This is a genomic window from Nocardia sp. NPDC057353 (assembly GCF_042667085.1).
Lineage (GTDB): Bacteria > Actinomycetota > Actinomycetes > Mycobacteriales > Mycobacteriaceae > Nocardia.
The window spans coordinates 16,570-31,566 of sequence record NZ_JBHVAK010000007.1 but is presented as its reverse complement, the minus strand read 5'-3'; the positions used below and the strand labels follow the sequence as shown (position 1 = coordinate 31,566).

The window sequence follows — 14,997 nt, the reverse complement described above, 5'->3', positions numbered from 1 at the left end:
TCACACCCCGCCGATATCGAGGAATTCGGTCAGGGCCGCACGAACATCCCCAACCCCTCCTGCTCGTAGTACGACAGAATCAGCCGATTCCCCTCGAACCGCGCCACCGACACCGACCCCGGATTCGCCCCCTCACCCTGCGGCGTGAACACGAACTTGTCCCCGTCCCAGTGCCGCATCGGCATCCGCACCGCCGCGGGCCCCATCGTCAACACCAGCGCGCCGTTGTCCACCGACACCACCGCGGGCCCGAAGTACGCATTGTCATAGCTGCCCGCATACTCCTGCAGCGGCCGCGCCGGCTTCGCATTCGACGGCGGCTCCTTGCCCACCAGATCCCCCGACGGCGCGTTCAACTGCTCGAACACCCCCGCGAACAACTCCCGCCAGTCCTCGCGCACCTCCCCGAACTGCACCAGATCCGCGAACTCCGCATTCAACGTCTCCGGCACGCCGATCGGCGCCGCGTTCGTCAGCGTCACGATCCCCACATCCGCCGACGGAATCAGCGTGAACGCCGTCCCCGCACCCCGGTTGAACGCCCCCGAATGCCCCAGCGTCACCCGCCCGGCAGGCGAGGTCCCCACATTGAAACCGAACCCGTAGAACCCGGCCCGGGAATCCGGCGACGCCGGGGGAGCGGACATCGCCTGCGGCGACACCGCGGGCAGCAGCGCGCCCGGCGGCACGATCTCCTTGCCCTCGAACACCCCGTCCGCCAGCATCATCGTCATCCAGCGCGCCATGTCGTCCACCGACGAGCTCACCCCGCCCGCGGGCGCCTGCGGGTCCGGCTGCCGCGGCGGATCGGCAGGCTCATACGCACCGTCCACCAGCACGTGCCCGACCGCCCGATCCGGTCGGCTCACGAACTCGCTGTACCGCGAACTGGTCGACGCCATCCCGAGCGGCTCGTAGATCTCCCGCTGCGACAGCTCCTCCCACGAGGTGCCCGCCGCCTCGGCCACCGCCACCGCGGCCGCCGTCAGCCCGTAGTTGGTGTAGGCGTACGAATCGCGGAACGTGTCCAGCGGCAGCTGCCGCAGCCGCTCCAGCACCTGCGCCCGGTCGTACCCCAGGTCCTCCAGCAGGTCACCCGCGTGATCCGGCAGCCCGGAGCGGTGCGAGTACAGGTCGCCGACCGTCACGTTGTCGGTCACGTACGGATCGCCGAGCGCGAACCCCGGCGACAGCTGCTTCACCGGCGTGTCCCACGCCACCCGGCCCGCCGCCACCTCGCGCGCCACCGCCGTCGCGCCCAGCGGCTTCGACACCGACGCCAGCTGGAACACCGTCCCCGAGTTCACCGGCTCCCGCGTCGTCACATCCCGCACCCCGAAGCCCTTGCTGTACACGACCTTGCCGCCGTGCACGACCGCGACCGCCATGCCGGGAATCTTCGACGAGCTCATGAGCTCGTCGGCGATCCGGTCCAGCTGCCCGACCGCGCTGTCGATCTGCCCGTCCGGAATCGCCACCCCGGCCACCTGCCCCGGCGACTGCTGCGCCGCGGTCCCGCTCGGCGGCGCCGGGCTCGACGACGAGGCCGCCCCTCCGCCTGAGTCGTCCTGCGCGCAGGACCCGACGACGAGCACCGCCGCCACCGCCAGCCCGATCGCCACTCGGCTCCGATCCCGCACGACCACCACCTCCTGGTGTGATGCACAGCACGATGCGATGAGCGTAGCGTCAGCAATCGGTCGGCAACGGGTTTTCCTTGCTTCCCGACCGGCGTGTTCAAAACGTCACTGTGACGTTAATGGGGAAGCCCTCGGCGTCACTGTGACGCATCAGAGTAGGGCAGTTGCCGAAACCCGAAGCGGCCATCCCGGCCGGATTGGCGACCTCCCACCAGCGCGGACCGGCGGCGCAGCGGACAGACCGGCGCGTGGAGCAGCTACGCAGCGAACACCCATCCGGTAGACGAACCCCAGGTCGTAAAAACGCCGATAATCTACATTATGTCAACCTATACCGCTCTCCCCGGTGAACCGCACGTGAACCAAGATCGATAACGTGGGTCCGTGCTTGGACATTCTCACGCGACGAGCGGCGCGCTCGGCTGGTCGGCCGCGGCCGCGGCGCTTCCGGTCTCGATGCTGACCTACCCGGTGCTCGACGTCGCAGGCGACCACCACCTCGGAACCGTCGACCTGCTGCTCGGCGTCTTCCTCACGGCCGGTGCCGCGCTGCTGCCCGACATGGACCACCCGGGCAGCACCATCGCCAATACCCTCGGCCCGGTCTCCGAGCTCTTCTGCCGCGCCGTCTCCTGGGTCGCGGGCGGCCACCGGCAAGCCACGCACTCCTTCTTCTTCGTCGCCTTCGCGGGCGTCGGCACCTGGGCGGGCATGACCTACATCGGCAGACCCTTCACGCTCGGCCTGGTCTTCGTCCTGCTCGCACTGGCGGTGCGGGCCCTGCACCTCTGTCCCCCCGGCAAGGGAATCCGCGCGTGGGGCACGGTGCTGGCGCTCGCCATCGGCGGCACCTTCGCCATGACGCACTGGATTTCCGACGCTCCCCCGTGGCTGCCGTTCTGCGTCGCGCTCGGCTGCCTGGTGCACATCCTCGGCGACTGCCTCACCGACCGCGGCTGTCCCCTGCTCTGGCCGTACCGGAAGCGGCTCGGGATCGAAATCATCAGCCGGACCGGCAACAAGGTCGAGACGTGGGTGCTCGCTCCCCTCTTCATGGCGGGAACCCTGGTGCTCCTGTGGTTCACGATCACCCAGCAGCCCTGAGTTGTCAAGAGCGGCCCCGACCGAGGGCCGCTCCCCACTCTGTGCTGGTCTTTTGTTGTTGTACGAGGCGATAACTTGTTTGATGCGCATATCGCCATACATGCACTTTGAACAACTACTCGAAAGTGCACAGCTGTACACTGAACCCGTGAACGACGACCAGCGACGCGCCGAGGTACGCGCCCTCGCCCGCCTCGCCGGTGACGAACTCGCCGGCGCGGTCGCGGGGATCGCGGCCGTGCACCGAGCCATCGCCGACCGCGTCTTCACCGCGGTCGGCTGGGGCGTCGGCCCGGCCGCCTCCCCCGTCCGGCTCACCCACGACGCCATCGCGGGCGGCGTCTACGCGATCGTCGGCACCGCGGCGGAGACCGCGGGCCGGGTCGCCGAGCGCACCGCGGACCTGCCGAATGCCGAGCCACCCTCGAGGACGGTGCTCGGCGCGGGGCTGCTCGGCGTGCTGACCGGGCTGATCGGCGACCGGCTCGCCGAGCAGAACCCGATCCTGGCGGGCCCCATGTCCTTCCGCGTGGACGGGCGTCCGGTGGCACCAGAGCAGCTCGGCACCCCGCAGGACACCCTGGTGGTGTTCCTGCACGGGCTGGTCGAGACCGAGCACGCCTGGCGGCGCGGCGGCGGGCCGAGCTACGCCGAGCGGTTGGCCGCGGAGCTGCCCTGCGCCACCGCGGAGGTACGGTTCAACAGCGGGCTGCACATCTCGGAGAACGCCCGTGAGTTGGCCGAGCTGCTGGACCGCACGCAGCGGGCGTGGCCGGTGCCGCTGCGCCGGATTGCGCTGGTCGGGCACTCGATGGGCGGGCTCATCGCCCGCTCGGCCTGCCATCTCGCGGCCGCGGAGGGCGCCGCGTGGGCGGGGCTGGTGCGGCAGATCGTCTGCCTGGGCTCTCCGCACCTCGGCGCGCCGCTGGAGCAGTTCGTGCACGTGGTCTCGGCTGGGCTGGTGAAGCTGCCGGAGACGCGGCCGTTCGGACGGCTGCTGCGCAGGCGCAGCGCGGGCATCCGGGACCTGCGGCAGGGCTCCCTGGTGGACGAGGACTGGGCCGATCTCGACATCGACGCGCTCAGCCGCCGGGTGCAGCAGGAGGTGCCGCTGCTCCCCGGCGTCGAGCACTACTTCGTGACGGCGTCGATCGTGCGCAACCCGAACAATCCGCTCGGCCGCATCGTCGGCGACGGCCTGGTCCTCGTGCCGAGCGGTTCGGGGCGCGGGCGGGCCCGCCGGATCGAGTTCGAGCCGGAGAACGGCCTGCACCTGCCCGGCGCGAACCACTTCACGCTGCTCAACGACGCGGCGGTGCACGAGGCGCTGCGCCGCTGGCTCGCCGACGCCGCTCCCCTCCCCCGCCCCTGAAAACGGCGAACCGCCCGTGAGCCGGGGGCTCGCGGGCGGTTCGTGGTGCCGGGGTCAGGCCTCGGCGACCTGGGCCTGCCACATCCAGTGCAGCTGCTCCAGCCGCCCGGCGATCTCGATGAAGAGGTCCTGGGTGACCGGGTCGGCCTTCTCGGTGGCGTCGATGCGCTCGCGGAGGCCGCGGATGACGGCGGTCAGGTTCACGACGACGCCGTTGATGACGTCGGTGTCCTTCTGCCAGCCGTCCGGGAAGCCCTCCGCGGCGCTGTCGCGGGCGACGGTGGCGGCGCGGCCGTCCGGGCTGACCCCGATGGCGGTGGCGCGCTCGGCCGCCGCGTCAGTGAAGTCGCGGGCGGCGGTCACCAGTTCGTCGAGGGCGAGGTGTACCGAGCGGAAATTGCGGCCGACGACGTTCCAGTGCGCCTGCTTGGCGATCAGGGACAGGTCGATGAGGTCGACGACGGTGGCGCGCAGCGCCTCGCCTGCGATGCGCTGCTGCTCGGCCTCGAGGGTGCTGGTGATGGGTTGCGACATTGCTGTACCTCTCTCTCGTCCGTCGGTCCCGATGTCCATTCGGTGGGCTACCCGGGAACGCCCGGTTCACGCAGCCGAACTGCGTGAACGTCGTCTCAGTCCTCCGGCCAGGTTCCGGTGACGGCCTGGAATCCGGTGGCTCCCGCCCGGTCGATGGCGGTCTTCACGAGGCCGAAGACGGCGCCCTGGATGGCGGCGGCGAGCAGCACCTCTCGCCAGCCGTAGTCCTCGGAGGTGGCGTGCGGCGCTTCGTCCTCGCCGCTGATGCTCTGCCAGATCTTGCCGAAGACGAAGTTGGCGAGCAGGCCGCCGAGGACGCTGACGGCGAGCCCGAGCGGCTTGTACGCGAGCTTCATCGCCTGCCCCGCTTCCGCAGCACCTGCCAGAGCACGACGCCGCTCACGACGCCGATGGCGACGGGGACCGGGTTGGCGCGCAGGAAGTCGCTCGCCTGGCGGCCGCCGCGGGCGACCGGCTCCGGGGTGGCGTCGGCGACCTTGGCCGTGGCGGCCGCGGTGCGCTCCTTGGCCACGGCGGCCGTTTCCGTGGCCTTCTCCTTGGCCACGGCGGTGGTCTCGGCGACGCGCTCCTTGGCGACGGCCGCGGAGTCGGTGGCCCGCTCCTTGGCGACGGCGGCCGTCTCCGCGGCGCGCTCCTTGGCCTGCTGCGCGCTGTCGGTGACCCGGTCCTTGGCGCCGTTCGCGGCGGCGACGGCGTTGTCCTTGACCTCCTGTGCCTTCTCCGAGGCGCGGGCGGGGACGTCGAGTTTGTGGGTCAGCTCCTCGACGGCCTGGCCGAGCTCCTCGCGGGCTCGGTCGCGGTCCGCGGCGACCAGTTCCTTCTCGGTCTCCGGGCTGAGTTCGGGGTCCGGGCTCACTGCCTGCGGCTCCTTTCCTTGATGGTGGCCACGTCCTGCTGCACGCCGTGCACGGCGGCCTCGGGCAGCGGCGGGGTTGCGGCCTGCACGTTCTTTTTGCCCGCGAGGGCGAGGATGCCCGCGACCACGAGCAGGACGACGCCGACGACGAGCGCGGCGGCCCAGGCGGGCAGCGGCTCGGCGAGGCCGATGATGGCGGCGGCGACGAGCGCGCCGACGCCGTAGAGCGCGAGGACGGTGCCCGCCCCCGCGAGCCCGGCGCCCTTGCCGACGCGTTTGCCCTTCTCCTGCATCTCCAGGGTGGCGAGCCGGATCTCGTCGCGGACGAGGCGGCTGAGTTGTTCGCTGGCGTCGCCGACGAGTTCGGAGACGGAGCGGGCGTCGGCGGGCCCGGTCCGGTCGGTGTGGGCGTGGGTCATGGTTCGCTTCCCTCCTCCGGTCGGGGGCCGGGTACCCGGGGCCCAGCGGGGCAAACGCCGGGGTCGGGGGGCCGGAATCGGGGTGAGCGCAACGGTGTTCGGGGGGTGGTGGCCGGCCTTACCGTCGGACCGTTGCGAGACGGGCAGGAGCGTACCGATGGGTGATGTCTGGCAGACCGAGACGGATGTGCTGGTGATCGGCGGCGGTCCGGCCGCGGCGTGGGCGGCGTTGCACGCGCGGGCGGCGGGGGCCGAGGTGGTGCTGGTGGACAAGGGGTGCTGCGGGACCAGCGGGGCGACGGCGCCGTCCGGGACGGGGGTCTGGTACGTGGCGCCGGAGGCGGAGGCGCGCGCAGGCGAAGGCGAGCCGGGAGGCGCTGGGTGGGCATCTGGCGGACCACCGGTGGATGGACCGGGTGCTGGACCAGACGTACGTGAACATGGAGCGGCTGGCGGTGGAGGGCCGCTACCCCTTCCCGGTGGATCCGGTGACGGGTGGGCAGCTGCGGACGGGGGTGCAGGGCCCGGCATACATGCGCCGGATGCGGGCGTGGGTGCGCCGGGCGGGGGTGCGGATCCTGGATCACTCCCCCGCGCTGGAGTTGCTGGTGGACGCGGACGGGGTGGTGCGCGGGGCGGCGGGGTTCCAGCGGCAGCTGGATCGGGGTTATCGGGTGGCGGCGGGGGCGGTGGTGCTGGCGACGGGCGGGTGCGCGTTTCTCTCCGGTGCGCTCGGCACGAATGTGAACACCGGGGACGGCGCGTTGATGGCGGCGGAGGTGGGTGCGCGTTTCTCCGGGATGGAATTCTCGAATGCGTACGCGATCGTGGCGAAGGGTTCGACGATCACGAAGACGGCCTATTACGGATACGCGACATTCTTCCGGGAGGACGGTTCGGTTCTGGCGGGTGCGGGGTCGCAGCGGGGGCGTTCGGTGATCGCGCGGGCGCTGCTGTCGGAGCGGGTTTTCGCGCAGTTGGATCGGGGCGGATGCGGGGGTGCGGGAGCGGATCTGCGGGGGTTTCACCGGTGGCGGGAGCCACAATTCGGCGTGGGCGATGAGTTCGGGGGCGTGGGCGGGGGCAGGGGCGGCGCGGTTCGCGCTGCGCGGGCGGCCCGCGGCGGCGGGGTTGTGTGGGGCGGTGGGGCGGTTGATGTACGCGTCGACCTTGGCGCGCACGGAGACTCGCGGGATGAGCAAGCGGGCGGATCATCCGGAGTTGGATCCGGCGCAGCGGCACCATGTGCTCTCCGGTGGGCTGGACGCGGTGTGGACCGGGACGGCGGTGGCGTCGTGATCGAGTTGGTGCTGGCCGAGGTGTGCATCGGGTGTGACAAGTGCGTGGACGCGTGCCCGACGAATGTGTTCGATCGGACGGCGTCCGGTGCTCCGGTGATCGCGCGGCAGCGGGATTGCCAGACCTGTTTCATGTGTGAGGCGTACTGCCCGGCGGATGCGCTGTTCGTGCACCCGGATTCGGCGCCGCGGCCCGCGGGGGCTGCGGTGCCGGTGGCGGAGATCGGGCGGTATCGGGAGCGGTTGGGCTGGGGTCGCGGGCGGACGCCGGGGAGTCGGGTGGCGGTGGGGCCGGAGTTGCCGCGGGGGGCGCCGCCACCGCGGCTACCGTGAATTGTTCGCCGGCGGCAATTGCGTACCTCCCTGGCGCTACAGTGTCTTTCTACCGCGTTGTCGTCGCATTCGAAGAGGGAGAGCTTCATGGCACGCAAAGTCGTGGTCACGGTGGTGGACGATTACGACGGCGTCTCGGCCGCCGATGAAATGGTGGCTTTCGGGGTGGACGGTGTTTCCTACGAGATCGACCTTTCCGCGGAGAATGCGCGGTCGCTGCGGAAATTTTTGGAGCAGTGGACGCCGTACGCGCGCCGGACGGGGCGGGCGGCGCGGAGCCGGAACAATGCGGGTGGTGGTCGTTCGGCGGCGAGCCGGGAGGATGTGGCGGCGATCCGGGCGTGGGCGAAGGAGAACGGGCACGAGATCTCCGCTCGGGGTCGGGTTCCGTCGGAGATCGTGGCGGCGTACCGCGCGGCGCAGTCGGGCTGAGCCGGTTCAGCCCTGGTCGGGTCGGATGCGTTCGTGCCCGGTCAGTAGCAGGTGGTCGAAGACGGTGAGGGTTTCCGGCCGGGGCGGCGGGACCTGGGGCAGGTCGGCGAGGAGTTGGGCGGCGATGGCGCGGAGTTTGGTGTTGGTCTCCTGGGAGCGCCAGGAGAGCACCTTGAAGGCCTGGTCCGCGCTGATGCCGTACATGCGCATGAGGATGCCCTTGGCCTGTTCGATGACGGCCCTGGACTCGACGATCTCGGGGACGACCTCGCTGACGGCGGCCTGGCCCGCGGCGTCGATGGTGTCGGTGAGGTCGATGTAGCAGCCGCTGGTGCCGACGGGTTCGCCGTCGGTGTCGAGGATGCGGTTGGCGACGACGAGCACGGTGTGTTCGCAGTCCTCGGTGTCGATGACGCGGTGTCTGCCCGCGAAGGGTTCGCGGTGGGTGAGGGCGCGGTCGATCAGCCGGGCGACGAGGTCGCGGTCGTCGGGGTGGGTGTGCGCGAGCACCAGTTCGGTGGTGGGTTCGACGCTGCCGGGTTCGTAGCCGTGCAGCCGGTAGACCTCGGGGGACCATTCCCAGCGGCGGTCGGCGAACCACAGCGTGAAGCCGCCCGCCACCCTGGGGTCGACCGACTCGGGCAGGTGGGCGAGCGGGTCATCCCTGCACTCGGGAACAGCGGGCTCGGACACCCTGGAACAATAGCGCGACCTGCGGGTGCGGACACGCCGGTCACGGGTGCGGCCGTGGCAGCTTCACGACGCGGACGAAGAAGCCGTCGATCTGCTGGATGGCGGCCATGAAGGCGTCGAGGTCGACGGGTTTGGTGACGAAGGCGTTGGCGCGGGCGCGGTAGCTGCTCTCCACGTCCTCGGTGGCCGAGGAGGTGGTGAGGACGACGACCGGGATGGCGGCGAGGTCGGGGTCGGCCTTGATCCGCTCCAGGACCTGGCGGCCGTCATAGCGGGGCAGGTTGAGGTCGAGCAGGATGAGGTCGGGGCGGACGGCGTCGGTGTGCTGTCCGCGGCGGTAGAGGAAGTCGAGCGCCTCCTGGCCGTCGCGGACGACGTGCAGGGTGTTGCCGAGGGTGTAGGTGTCGAAGGCTTCGCGGGTGATGAGTTCGTCGCCGGGGTCGTCCTCGACCAGCAGGACGTCGATCGGGTGCTCGGAGTCGGGCACGGCGGCCTCCCAGGTGTCCACCGCGCGCGGCGGAGTGCGGATGCCCCGGCGCTGCGGCGGTCGAGGTGCGGCCAGTCAACCAGATCCGCTGCGGCGCCGGGTGTCAGGGGGCGGCGGTGAGGACGCGGCCGAGGTGGGCGCCCTTGCGGGGGTTCTTGCTTCCGGTCTTGCAGGCGGAGATCTGTACGGTGTCGCTGCCCTGGTTGTAGTAGGCCATGCCGACGAGCGGGCCGTTGGTGGAGGCGGGGAGCCAGCTCCAGCCGGGTTCGTCGCCGGTGTAGAGGTCGAAGCGGTGGTCGCCGTAGGTGTCGAAGGATTGGCGCTGCAGGACCAGGTACTCGGGGACGGTGAGCCCGGACCAGCCGTGTGCGGCGAGTGCCCGGCGCAGCCCCGGCGCGGTGTGGCCGCGGGTCCAGGGCTGGATGCGGTCGGCGGGCAGGACCAGGAGGTAGGGGTGGTCGGGGCGGTCGATCTCGCCGTCGAGCAGGTCGCAGGCGATCTCGGCGGGGTGGGCGTAGTCGGCGAGCGCGAGCAGCGCGGGCAGGTGCGCGCGCTGCGCGGCGGCGGGCGGGAAGGCGAAGCCGATGGCGGCGTCGGCGGGCAGCGGCAGGTCGGGGGCGGGGCCGAGCGCGTCGGCGAGCGGGGTGTGCTGCCGCCACCACTGCGCTGATCGCCGCCAGATGTCGGCCGTGCTGTGCGCTTCCGCTCCGCCGATGCCCGCTCGCATGCGGCGGACTCTACTGCGCGGGGCCGACATCCCTGGTGGTGAGCCACTCCAGGGCGGTGTCAGCGACCTCGGTCCAGCCGCTGTCCAGGGTGAGCGAGTGGCCGCGGTCGGGGAACTGGCGCAGGTCGGTGCTGGCGGGTGAGCCGTGGTAGAGCTTGTGCGTGGCGCGGGTGACGACGTCGGGGACGGTGTGGTCCTGCCCGCCGGAGACGATGAGCAGCGGGCCGCGGGTCGGGTTGGCGGTGTCGACGGCGGCCGGGGAGTTCCTGCTGAAGTTGGCGAGGGCGGCTTCGAAGAGCGGGCGGCCCGGTGACGGGATGGTCCAGGCGTCGAAGAGCCGGTCGGATTCGTCGGCGGGGATGGCGTTGCCGAAGCCGTACCGGAACTGGTCGCGGGTGAGCGCGACCGAGCGCTTGCGGTTGGCGGGGTTGCCGAGCACCGGAAAACTGGAGCGCAGCTGGGCGAAGGGCAGCGGTTTGACGCCCTTGATCTGGGCGGGGTCGATGGCGACGCCTGCCACGGCGAGCCCGGCGGCGAGGAGTTTCTGCACGAAGAGGCCGCCGAAGGAGTGGCCGACGAGCACCGGCGGGGCGTCGAGGGCGCGGATGATCTCGGTGTAGTGCGCGGCGACGTCGTCGATGCCGATTCCGGCGACGGCCTCGGGGTGGGCGCGGGCCTGCTCGACGGTGTCGGGTTCGCCGGGCCAGCCGGGGGTGTGCGGTTCGTAGCCGCGGGCGGCGAAGAGCTCGGCCCACGGCTGCCAGGAGGTGGCGTGCAGCCACAGGCCGTGGATGAAGACGACGGGGGTGCGGGTGGCTGCCATGGGTTCTCCTCGGGTGCGGGCGCATCGGAACTCTAGACCGATTCGGGTCCCGGCACCGGGTGAGCCGCTCCGGCAACCTGCGAGTTTCCTCGCCGGGGGGCCGGGTAGGACCAGCTCACCGAGCGAGTGAGGAGTCGTGCATGAGCAAGGACGAGACGTTCCGCAAGGGCGACAAGGTGGAGTGGAAGAGCCACGGGAGTACGGCCGAGGGCAAGGTGGAGGAGAAGATCACCTCCGATACCGAGGCGGCCGGGCGCACGGTGCGCGCGTCGAAGGACGAGCCGCAGTACCGGGTGCGCAGCGACAAGAGCGGCCGCGACGCGGTGCACAAGCCGTCGGCGTTGAAACCGGCCGGCGATGAGTGACGACGCGAAGACGAAGGCCGAGTTCGACGAGGCGGTCAACATGACCGGTGCGGAGCTGCGGCGCTGGCTGGATACCGACGAGTCGAAGGCGGTGGGTCAGAAGCCGGACGGTGGCGGGGAGTCGACCGGGCACCACAGTGGCCGCCGGATCCTCGACATCCTCGCGGCGGACGAGCTCGATGCCGACGACTACGCGCACATGCGCAAGGTGGTCGGGTATGTGCACCGGCATGCGAAGCAGCGGCCGTCCGGGGATGTCGAGGACACGAAGTGGCGGTATTCGCTGATGAACTGGGGCCACGATCCGCTGAAGAAGGGCTAGTAGCCGACGCGGGCGACCTTCTCCGGGTGCAGGGTGACCCGGACGAGGTCGCCCGCGCGCATGGCGGCGAGGTCGGCGGCGCGGTCGGGGTCGCCGAGGTCCCAGTAGTGGGCGGCGAGGCGGTCGCAGAGTTCGCGGGCGCCGTCGGGTTCGACGGTGACCGGGCCCGCGACCGAGACCCAGCGTTCGCGCTCCCCGACCGGCGCGGCGACCACGAGCGAGGCGCGCGGGTCGGTGCGCAGCCTGCGCAGTTTGGCGGCGCCGGCCTCGGTGAAGAACTGGACGGTGCCGTCGTCGGCGAGTTCGTACCAGATCGGGCGCGGCTGCGGCGGGGTCGGTCCGGCGGCGACGGTGAGGAAGCCGTGCAGGGGGCGGCGCAGGAAGGCGATGTCGTCGGCGGTGAGGTTCGGGTCGGCGCTCATAAGTCCCGATTCAACGCGGCGCCGTCGGACAGTGCCATAGGTGAGACGCCGGATTGCCTGTCCATTCGTCTACGCTCGGCGGGATGGATGTCTTCGGGGACCTGATTCGCGGGGTGCGGGCGCAGGGCTCGCTGTTCGGCAGCTCGACGCTCACTCCGCCGTGGTCGCTGCACTTCGTGGACGGGGCGCCGCTGACGCTGTGCACGGTGCTGTCGGGGTCGGGGTGGATCGTGCCTGTGGAGGGGCCGCCGGAGCCGGTGCGCGCCTACGAGACGGCGGTGGTGCGCGGCCCGGCGACCTTCACCTTCGTCGACGATCCGGGGACGGCGGCGGTACCGGTGGCGTGCGGGGCGTTCTGCTCGGGGCCGGAGCAGGGCGGTGCCAGGTACCGGCTGGGGTGGGCGGACTGCGGTGATCCGGCGCCGGGGGCGACCACGCTGATCGTGGGTGCGTACCCGGTGCGCGGGGAGATCTCCGGGCGGCTGCTGGAGGCGCTGCCGCCGGTGCTGCGGGTGGGGTCGGGCGGGACCGGGGACGCGGTGCTCGACCACCTGGCGGCGGAGGTGGCCGCCGACGTCCCCGGGCAGCAGGTGGTGCTGGACCGGCTGCTGGACTGGATGCTGGTGTGCACCCTGCGCGAGTGGTTCGACCGGCCCGGTGGCGAGCCACCGGCGTGGTGGGCGGCGCAGCGCGACCCGGTGGTCGGGGACGCGCTGCGGCTGCTGCACGCCGACCCCGCGGCGCCGTGGACGGTGGCGGCGCTGGCCGGGCGCGCGGGGGTGTCGCGCTCGACGCTGGCCAAGCGCTTCGCCGAGCTGGTGGGCGAGCCGCCGCTGACCTACCTGACCCGCTGGCGGATGACGCTGGCGGCGGATCTGCTGGTCGAGCGGGAGTCGACGATCGCCGATGTGGCGCGCACCGTGGGCTACTCGGATCCGTTCGGGTTCAGCGCGGCGTTCAAGCGGGTGCGCGGGGTGGCGCCGAGCGAGTTCCGGTCGCGGCGGCGCGCGCCCGCCCGCTCAGCCGGCGGTCTTGCCGTTGTCGGCGGTGTAGACCGCGCCGTGGACGGCGGCGGCGGCGTCGCTCGCCAGGAAGGCGATGAGCTCGGCGACGGCGTCGGGCTCGCTGAGCCCGCGCGGTGAGGCCACCCGCATGACCAGGTTCGGGTCGGCGCCGTCGGGCAGGGTGAAGTTGGTGACCTGGGGGGTGAGCATGCCGCCGGGGCAGACGGCGTTGACCCGCAGCCGCTGCGCGGTGTATTCGACGGCGAGCGCGCGGGTCAGCCCGACCAGGCCGTGCTTGGCGGCGCAGTACCCGGCGGAGTAGGCCTGGCCCTCGATCCCGGCGATGGAGGCGACGTTGACGATGTTCCCGCCCGCCTCGAGCAGGTGCGGGATGGCGGCGCGGCAGAGGTGGAAGGGGCCGGTGAGGTTGACCGCGAGGTCGCGCTCCCACTCCTCGTCGGTGACCTGGACGGTGTGCCGCATGGCGTGCTGTCCGGCCACGTTGATCAGGATGTCGAGGCGGCCGAGGTCGGCGGCGCAGCGGGCGACGACGTCGCGGCAGGCGGCGGCGTCCGCGATGTCGGCGGTGGCGTAGCGGCCGCCGGGCAGCTGCTCGACGACGGCGGCGAGGCGCTGCTCGTCGCGGGCTACTCCGAAGACGGTGGCTCCGCGCCTGCCGAGCAGCCCGGCCACCGCCGCGCCCAGCCCCGATGACGCGCCGGTGACCAGCGCGACCTTTCCCGACATGTCACTCATGGGGGTCACGATAGAGCGCGGCGGGCGCTACTTGTCCGGCTTGGGCGGCTTGGGTTTGCCGTTGCCGTTGTTGCTGCCGGGACCGTTGCCGTTGCCGGAGTTGCCGTTTCCGTTGCCCGAGTTCCCGTTGCCGGGGGTGGCGGAGTTGCCGTTGTCGCCGGGGCTCGGCGGGGAGCCGACGCTCGCCACGGTCGGCTCGGGGGCGACCACCGGGGGCGCGGGCTCGGCCGCCCGCTCCCCGCATGCGGGCGGGCACGGGTCGGCCACGGGTGGGGCGGGGGTGGCCGCGATGGGTGCCGCGCTGCGCGGCGGCAGGGTGCCGGTGGCGGCGGGCGGGGTGGTCGGCGCGCCGTCGGTGATGCCGGTGCCGTCCGGGCGGCTCAGGTACAGCCCGCCGCCGATCACCACGGCGAGTCCGGCCAGCGCGGCCGCCGCGATCCGGGGCCGCTTGCCGCCCGTCGGCGCGGTGTCGGGCCGGGTGACCGGGGCGGGCTGCGGGTACGAGTACGCGGCACCCGCCACGGTCGGCGGGGCGATGTCGACCGTCGGGATATCGCTCCCCCCGGCCGCCGCGCGGGCGGCGGCGACGAACTGCTCGACGTCGGCGAAGCGCGCCCCCGGCTCCTTCGCCATGCCGCGGGCGATCACCGCGTCCAGTTCGCGTGGGACGGCGGGGTTGAGCATGCTCGCGGCGGGCGGGGCGGTCATGAGGTGGGCGAGCACCTGCTGCGGCGAGTCGCCGTCGCCGAAGGGCCGCCGACCGGTGAGCAGTTCGAAGAGCACGCAGGCCAGCGAGTACTGGTCCGAGCGGGCGTCGGCGGCGCCGGAGAAGCGTTCGGGCGCGACGTACCCGAGGGTGCCGACCAGCTGGCCGGTGGCGGTGATGGCGGGCTGCCCGTCGCGGGTGGCGGTGCCGAAGTCGATGAGGTAGACGAACTCGCCCGCGGTCACCATGAGGTTCGACGGCTTGACGTCGCGGTGCACGAGCCCGATCCGGTGCGCCGCCGCCAGCGCCGTCCCCGCCTGCGCCACGATGTTCGTGGCGCGGCCGGGCGCGAGCCGGATCTCGCGGCGCAGCAGCTCGGCGGCGTCGATCCCGTCGACGAGCTCCATGTCCAGGTAGAGCCTGCCGTCGTACTCGCCGAAGCCGTGGATGGTGACGGTGTGCGGGCCGCGCAGCTGGGCGGCGAGCCTGGCCTCGCGGGTGAACCGGCGCCGGAAGCCGGGGTCGGCGGCCAGGTCGGCGGCGAGCACCTTGAGCGCGACGTCCCGACCGGTGGCGGTGTCGGTGGCCAGCCAGACCCGGCCCGAGCCGCCGCTGCCGAGCAGCCGATCGAGGCGGTAGTGGCCGAACCACGTCTCGCCCATGTGCAGAACCTCCCGTGCGCG

General features: G+C 72.2%; 18 protein-coding genes and 2 pseudogenes. 8 read left to right on the top strand and 12 right to left on the bottom strand.

Features of this window, described 5'->3' with window-relative positions; genetic code table 11:
- Positions 1-29 precede the first annotated feature (29 nt).
- A complete protein-coding gene (locus ACFUUZ_RS05155) occupies positions 30-1,640 on the bottom strand; it encodes a serine hydrolase (RefSeq protein ID WP_378692701.1) in 1,611 nt (536 codons plus the stop codon).
- Between the two features lie 384 nt (positions 1,641-2,024).
- Here ACFUUZ_RS05155 and ACFUUZ_RS05150 point away from each other — a divergent pair, with 384 nt between their 5' ends.
- Positions 2,025-2,744, top strand: coding sequence for a metal-dependent hydrolase (locus ACFUUZ_RS05150; protein ID WP_378692699.1), 720 nt, complete (start codon positions 2,025-2,027; stop codon positions 2,742-2,744).
- A 148-nt stretch (positions 2,745-2,892) separates the two neighbouring features.
- The gene (locus ACFUUZ_RS05145) at positions 2,893-4,116 is read left to right on the top strand and encodes an esterase/lipase family protein (RefSeq protein WP_378692697.1); all 1,224 of its coding nucleotides are present in this window, start codon (positions 2,893-2,895) and stop codon (positions 4,114-4,116) included.
- Positions 4,117-4,170: 54 nt separating this feature from the next.
- Here the strand turns inward: ACFUUZ_RS05145 and ACFUUZ_RS05140 are convergent, their stop codons facing one another.
- The 4 genes from ACFUUZ_RS05140 to ACFUUZ_RS05125 all read right to left on the bottom strand — a co-directional run bounded on the left by ACFUUZ_RS05140 (position 4,171) and on the right by ACFUUZ_RS05125 (position 5,946).
- Entirely contained in the window at positions 4,171-4,650 is a 480-nt protein-coding gene (locus tag ACFUUZ_RS05140; protein ID WP_378692695.1) for a Dps family protein, read from the bottom strand.
- Between the two features lie 95 nt (positions 4,651-4,745).
- Positions 4,746-5,006, bottom strand: coding sequence for a DUF4235 domain-containing protein (locus ACFUUZ_RS05135; RefSeq protein WP_378692693.1), 261 nt, complete (start codon positions 5,004-5,006; stop codon positions 4,746-4,748).
- Positions 5,003-5,527, bottom strand: coding sequence for a DUF3618 domain-containing protein (locus ACFUUZ_RS05130; RefSeq protein WP_378692691.1), 525 nt, complete (start codon positions 5,525-5,527; stop codon positions 5,003-5,005). The genes ACFUUZ_RS05135 and ACFUUZ_RS05130 overlap by 4 nt, the downstream gene beginning before the upstream one ends.
- Positions 5,524-5,946, bottom strand: a complete 423-nt coding sequence (locus ACFUUZ_RS05125; RefSeq protein ID WP_378692690.1) for a phage holin family protein — start codon at positions 5,944-5,946, stop codon at positions 5,524-5,526. Before ACFUUZ_RS05125 ends, ACFUUZ_RS05130 begins: the two co-directional genes overlap by 4 nt.
- A gap of 157 nt (positions 5,947-6,103) precedes the next feature.
- Here ACFUUZ_RS05125 and ACFUUZ_RS05120 point away from each other — a divergent pair.
- The 3 genes and pseudogenes from ACFUUZ_RS05120 (at position 6,104) to ACFUUZ_RS05110 (ending at position 8,009) form a co-directional block, all read left to right on the top strand.
- Positions 6,104-7,245: pseudogene (locus ACFUUZ_RS05120) on the top strand (FAD-binding protein).
- Entirely contained in the window at positions 7,242-7,577 is a 336-nt protein-coding gene (locus tag ACFUUZ_RS05115) for a 4Fe-4S dicluster domain-containing protein (protein WP_378692688.1), read from the top strand. Before ACFUUZ_RS05120 ends, ACFUUZ_RS05115 begins: the two are co-directional and overlap by 4 nt.
- Positions 7,578-7,664: 87 nt before the next feature.
- On the top strand, positions 7,665-8,009 hold the full coding sequence (locus tag ACFUUZ_RS05110) for an Lsr2 family protein (RefSeq protein ID WP_378692686.1): 345 nt from the start codon (positions 7,665-7,667) through the stop codon (positions 8,007-8,009).
- 6 nt (positions 8,010-8,015) lie between these two features.
- On the opposite strand, the gene ACFUUZ_RS05105 is transcribed toward ACFUUZ_RS05110, so the two are convergent.
- The 4 genes from ACFUUZ_RS05105 to ACFUUZ_RS05090 form a co-directional block, all read right to left on the bottom strand.
- The gene (locus tag ACFUUZ_RS05105; protein WP_378692684.1) at positions 8,016-8,702 is read right to left on the bottom strand and encodes a PAS and ANTAR domain-containing protein; all 687 of its coding nucleotides are present in this window, start codon (positions 8,700-8,702) and stop codon (positions 8,016-8,018) included.
- 40 nt (positions 8,703-8,742) lie between these two features.
- A complete protein-coding gene (locus tag ACFUUZ_RS05100) occupies positions 8,743-9,189 on the bottom strand; it encodes a response regulator (RefSeq protein WP_378692682.1) in 447 nt (148 codons plus the stop codon).
- A gap of 103 nt (positions 9,190-9,292) precedes the next feature.
- The gene (locus ACFUUZ_RS05095) at positions 9,293-9,916 is read right to left on the bottom strand and encodes a hypothetical protein (protein WP_378692681.1); all 624 of its coding nucleotides are present in this window, start codon (positions 9,914-9,916) and stop codon (positions 9,293-9,295) included.
- 10 nt (positions 9,917-9,926) lie between these two features.
- Positions 9,927-10,739, bottom strand: a complete 813-nt coding sequence (locus tag ACFUUZ_RS05090) for an alpha/beta hydrolase (protein WP_378692679.1) — start codon at positions 10,737-10,739, stop codon at positions 9,927-9,929.
- A 140-nt stretch (positions 10,740-10,879) separates the two neighbouring features.
- Between ACFUUZ_RS05090 and ACFUUZ_RS05085 the strand changes: the two genes are divergently transcribed.
- The gene (locus ACFUUZ_RS05085; RefSeq protein ID WP_378692677.1) at positions 10,880-11,104 is read left to right on the top strand and encodes a DUF2945 domain-containing protein; all 225 of its coding nucleotides are present in this window, start codon (positions 10,880-10,882) and stop codon (positions 11,102-11,104) included.
- A complete protein-coding gene (locus tag ACFUUZ_RS05080; protein WP_378692676.1) occupies positions 11,097-11,426 on the top strand; it encodes a DUF3140 domain-containing protein in 330 nt (109 codons plus the stop codon). The genes ACFUUZ_RS05085 and ACFUUZ_RS05080 overlap by 8 nt, the downstream gene beginning before the upstream one ends.
- Here the strand turns inward: ACFUUZ_RS05080 and ACFUUZ_RS05075 are convergent.
- Complete coding sequence (locus tag ACFUUZ_RS05075; protein WP_378692674.1) at positions 11,423-11,848, bottom strand: pyridoxamine 5'-phosphate oxidase family protein; 426 nt, start codon at positions 11,846-11,848, stop codon at positions 11,423-11,425. The genes ACFUUZ_RS05080 and ACFUUZ_RS05075 overlap by 4 nt on opposite strands.
- Positions 11,849-11,931: 83 nt before the next feature.
- Here ACFUUZ_RS05075 and ACFUUZ_RS05070 point away from each other — a divergent pair.
- Positions 11,932-12,837 (top strand): annotated as a pseudogene (locus tag ACFUUZ_RS05070) (AraC family transcriptional regulator); the annotation flags it as partial.
- Between the two features lie 30 nt (positions 12,838-12,867).
- Here ACFUUZ_RS05070 and ACFUUZ_RS05065 read toward each other — a convergent pair.
- The gene (locus tag ACFUUZ_RS05065; protein WP_378692672.1) at positions 12,868-13,608 is read right to left on the bottom strand and encodes an SDR family NAD(P)-dependent oxidoreductase; all 741 of its coding nucleotides are present in this window, start codon (positions 13,606-13,608) and stop codon (positions 12,868-12,870) included.
- A 27-nt stretch (positions 13,609-13,635) separates the two neighbouring features.
- Positions 13,636-14,976: a serine/threonine-protein kinase gene (locus ACFUUZ_RS05060; RefSeq protein ID WP_378692670.1), complete on the bottom strand. Its 1,341-nt coding sequence runs from the start codon at positions 14,974-14,976 to the stop codon at positions 13,636-13,638.
- Positions 14,977-14,997 lie beyond the last annotated feature (21 nt).

Excerpts from the sequence above, each read along its gene's own strand:
- ACFUUZ_RS05140 (WP_378692695.1), bottom strand. The coding sequence starts at position 4,650 with ATGTCGCAACCCATCACCAGCACCCTCGAGGCCGAGCAGCAGCGCATC.
- ACFUUZ_RS05135 (WP_378692693.1), bottom strand. The coding sequence starts at position 5,006 with ATGAAGCTCGCGTACAAGCCGCTCGGGCTCGCCGTCAGCGTCCTCGGC.
- ACFUUZ_RS05125 (WP_378692690.1), bottom strand. The coding sequence starts at position 5,946 with ATGACCCACGCCCACACCGACCGGACCGGGCCCGCCGACGCCCGCTCC.
- ACFUUZ_RS05110 (WP_378692686.1), top strand. The coding sequence starts at position 7,665 with ATGGCACGCAAAGTCGTGGTCACGGTGGTGGACGATTACGACGGCGTC.
- ACFUUZ_RS05095 (WP_378692681.1), bottom strand. The coding sequence starts at position 9,916 with ATGCGAGCGGGCATCGGCGGAGCGGAAGCGCACAGCACGGCCGACATC.
- ACFUUZ_RS05090 (WP_378692679.1), bottom strand. The coding sequence starts at position 10,739 with ATGGCAGCCACCCGCACCCCCGTCGTCTTCATCCACGGCCTGTGGCTG.
- ACFUUZ_RS05085 (WP_378692677.1), top strand. The coding sequence starts at position 10,880 with ATGAGCAAGGACGAGACGTTCCGCAAGGGCGACAAGGTGGAGTGGAAG.
- ACFUUZ_RS05080 (WP_378692676.1), top strand. The coding sequence starts at position 11,097 with ATGAGTGACGACGCGAAGACGAAGGCCGAGTTCGACGAGGCGGTCAAC.
- ACFUUZ_RS05075 (WP_378692674.1), bottom strand. The coding sequence starts at position 11,848 with ATGAGCGCCGACCCGAACCTCACCGCCGACGACATCGCCTTCCTGCGC.
- ACFUUZ_RS05065 (WP_378692672.1), bottom strand. The coding sequence starts at position 13,608 with ATGAGTGACATGTCGGGAAAGGTCGCGCTGGTCACCGGCGCGTCATCG.
- ACFUUZ_RS05060 (WP_378692670.1), bottom strand. The coding sequence starts at position 14,976 with ATGGGCGAGACGTGGTTCGGCCACTACCGCCTCGATCGGCTGCTCGGC.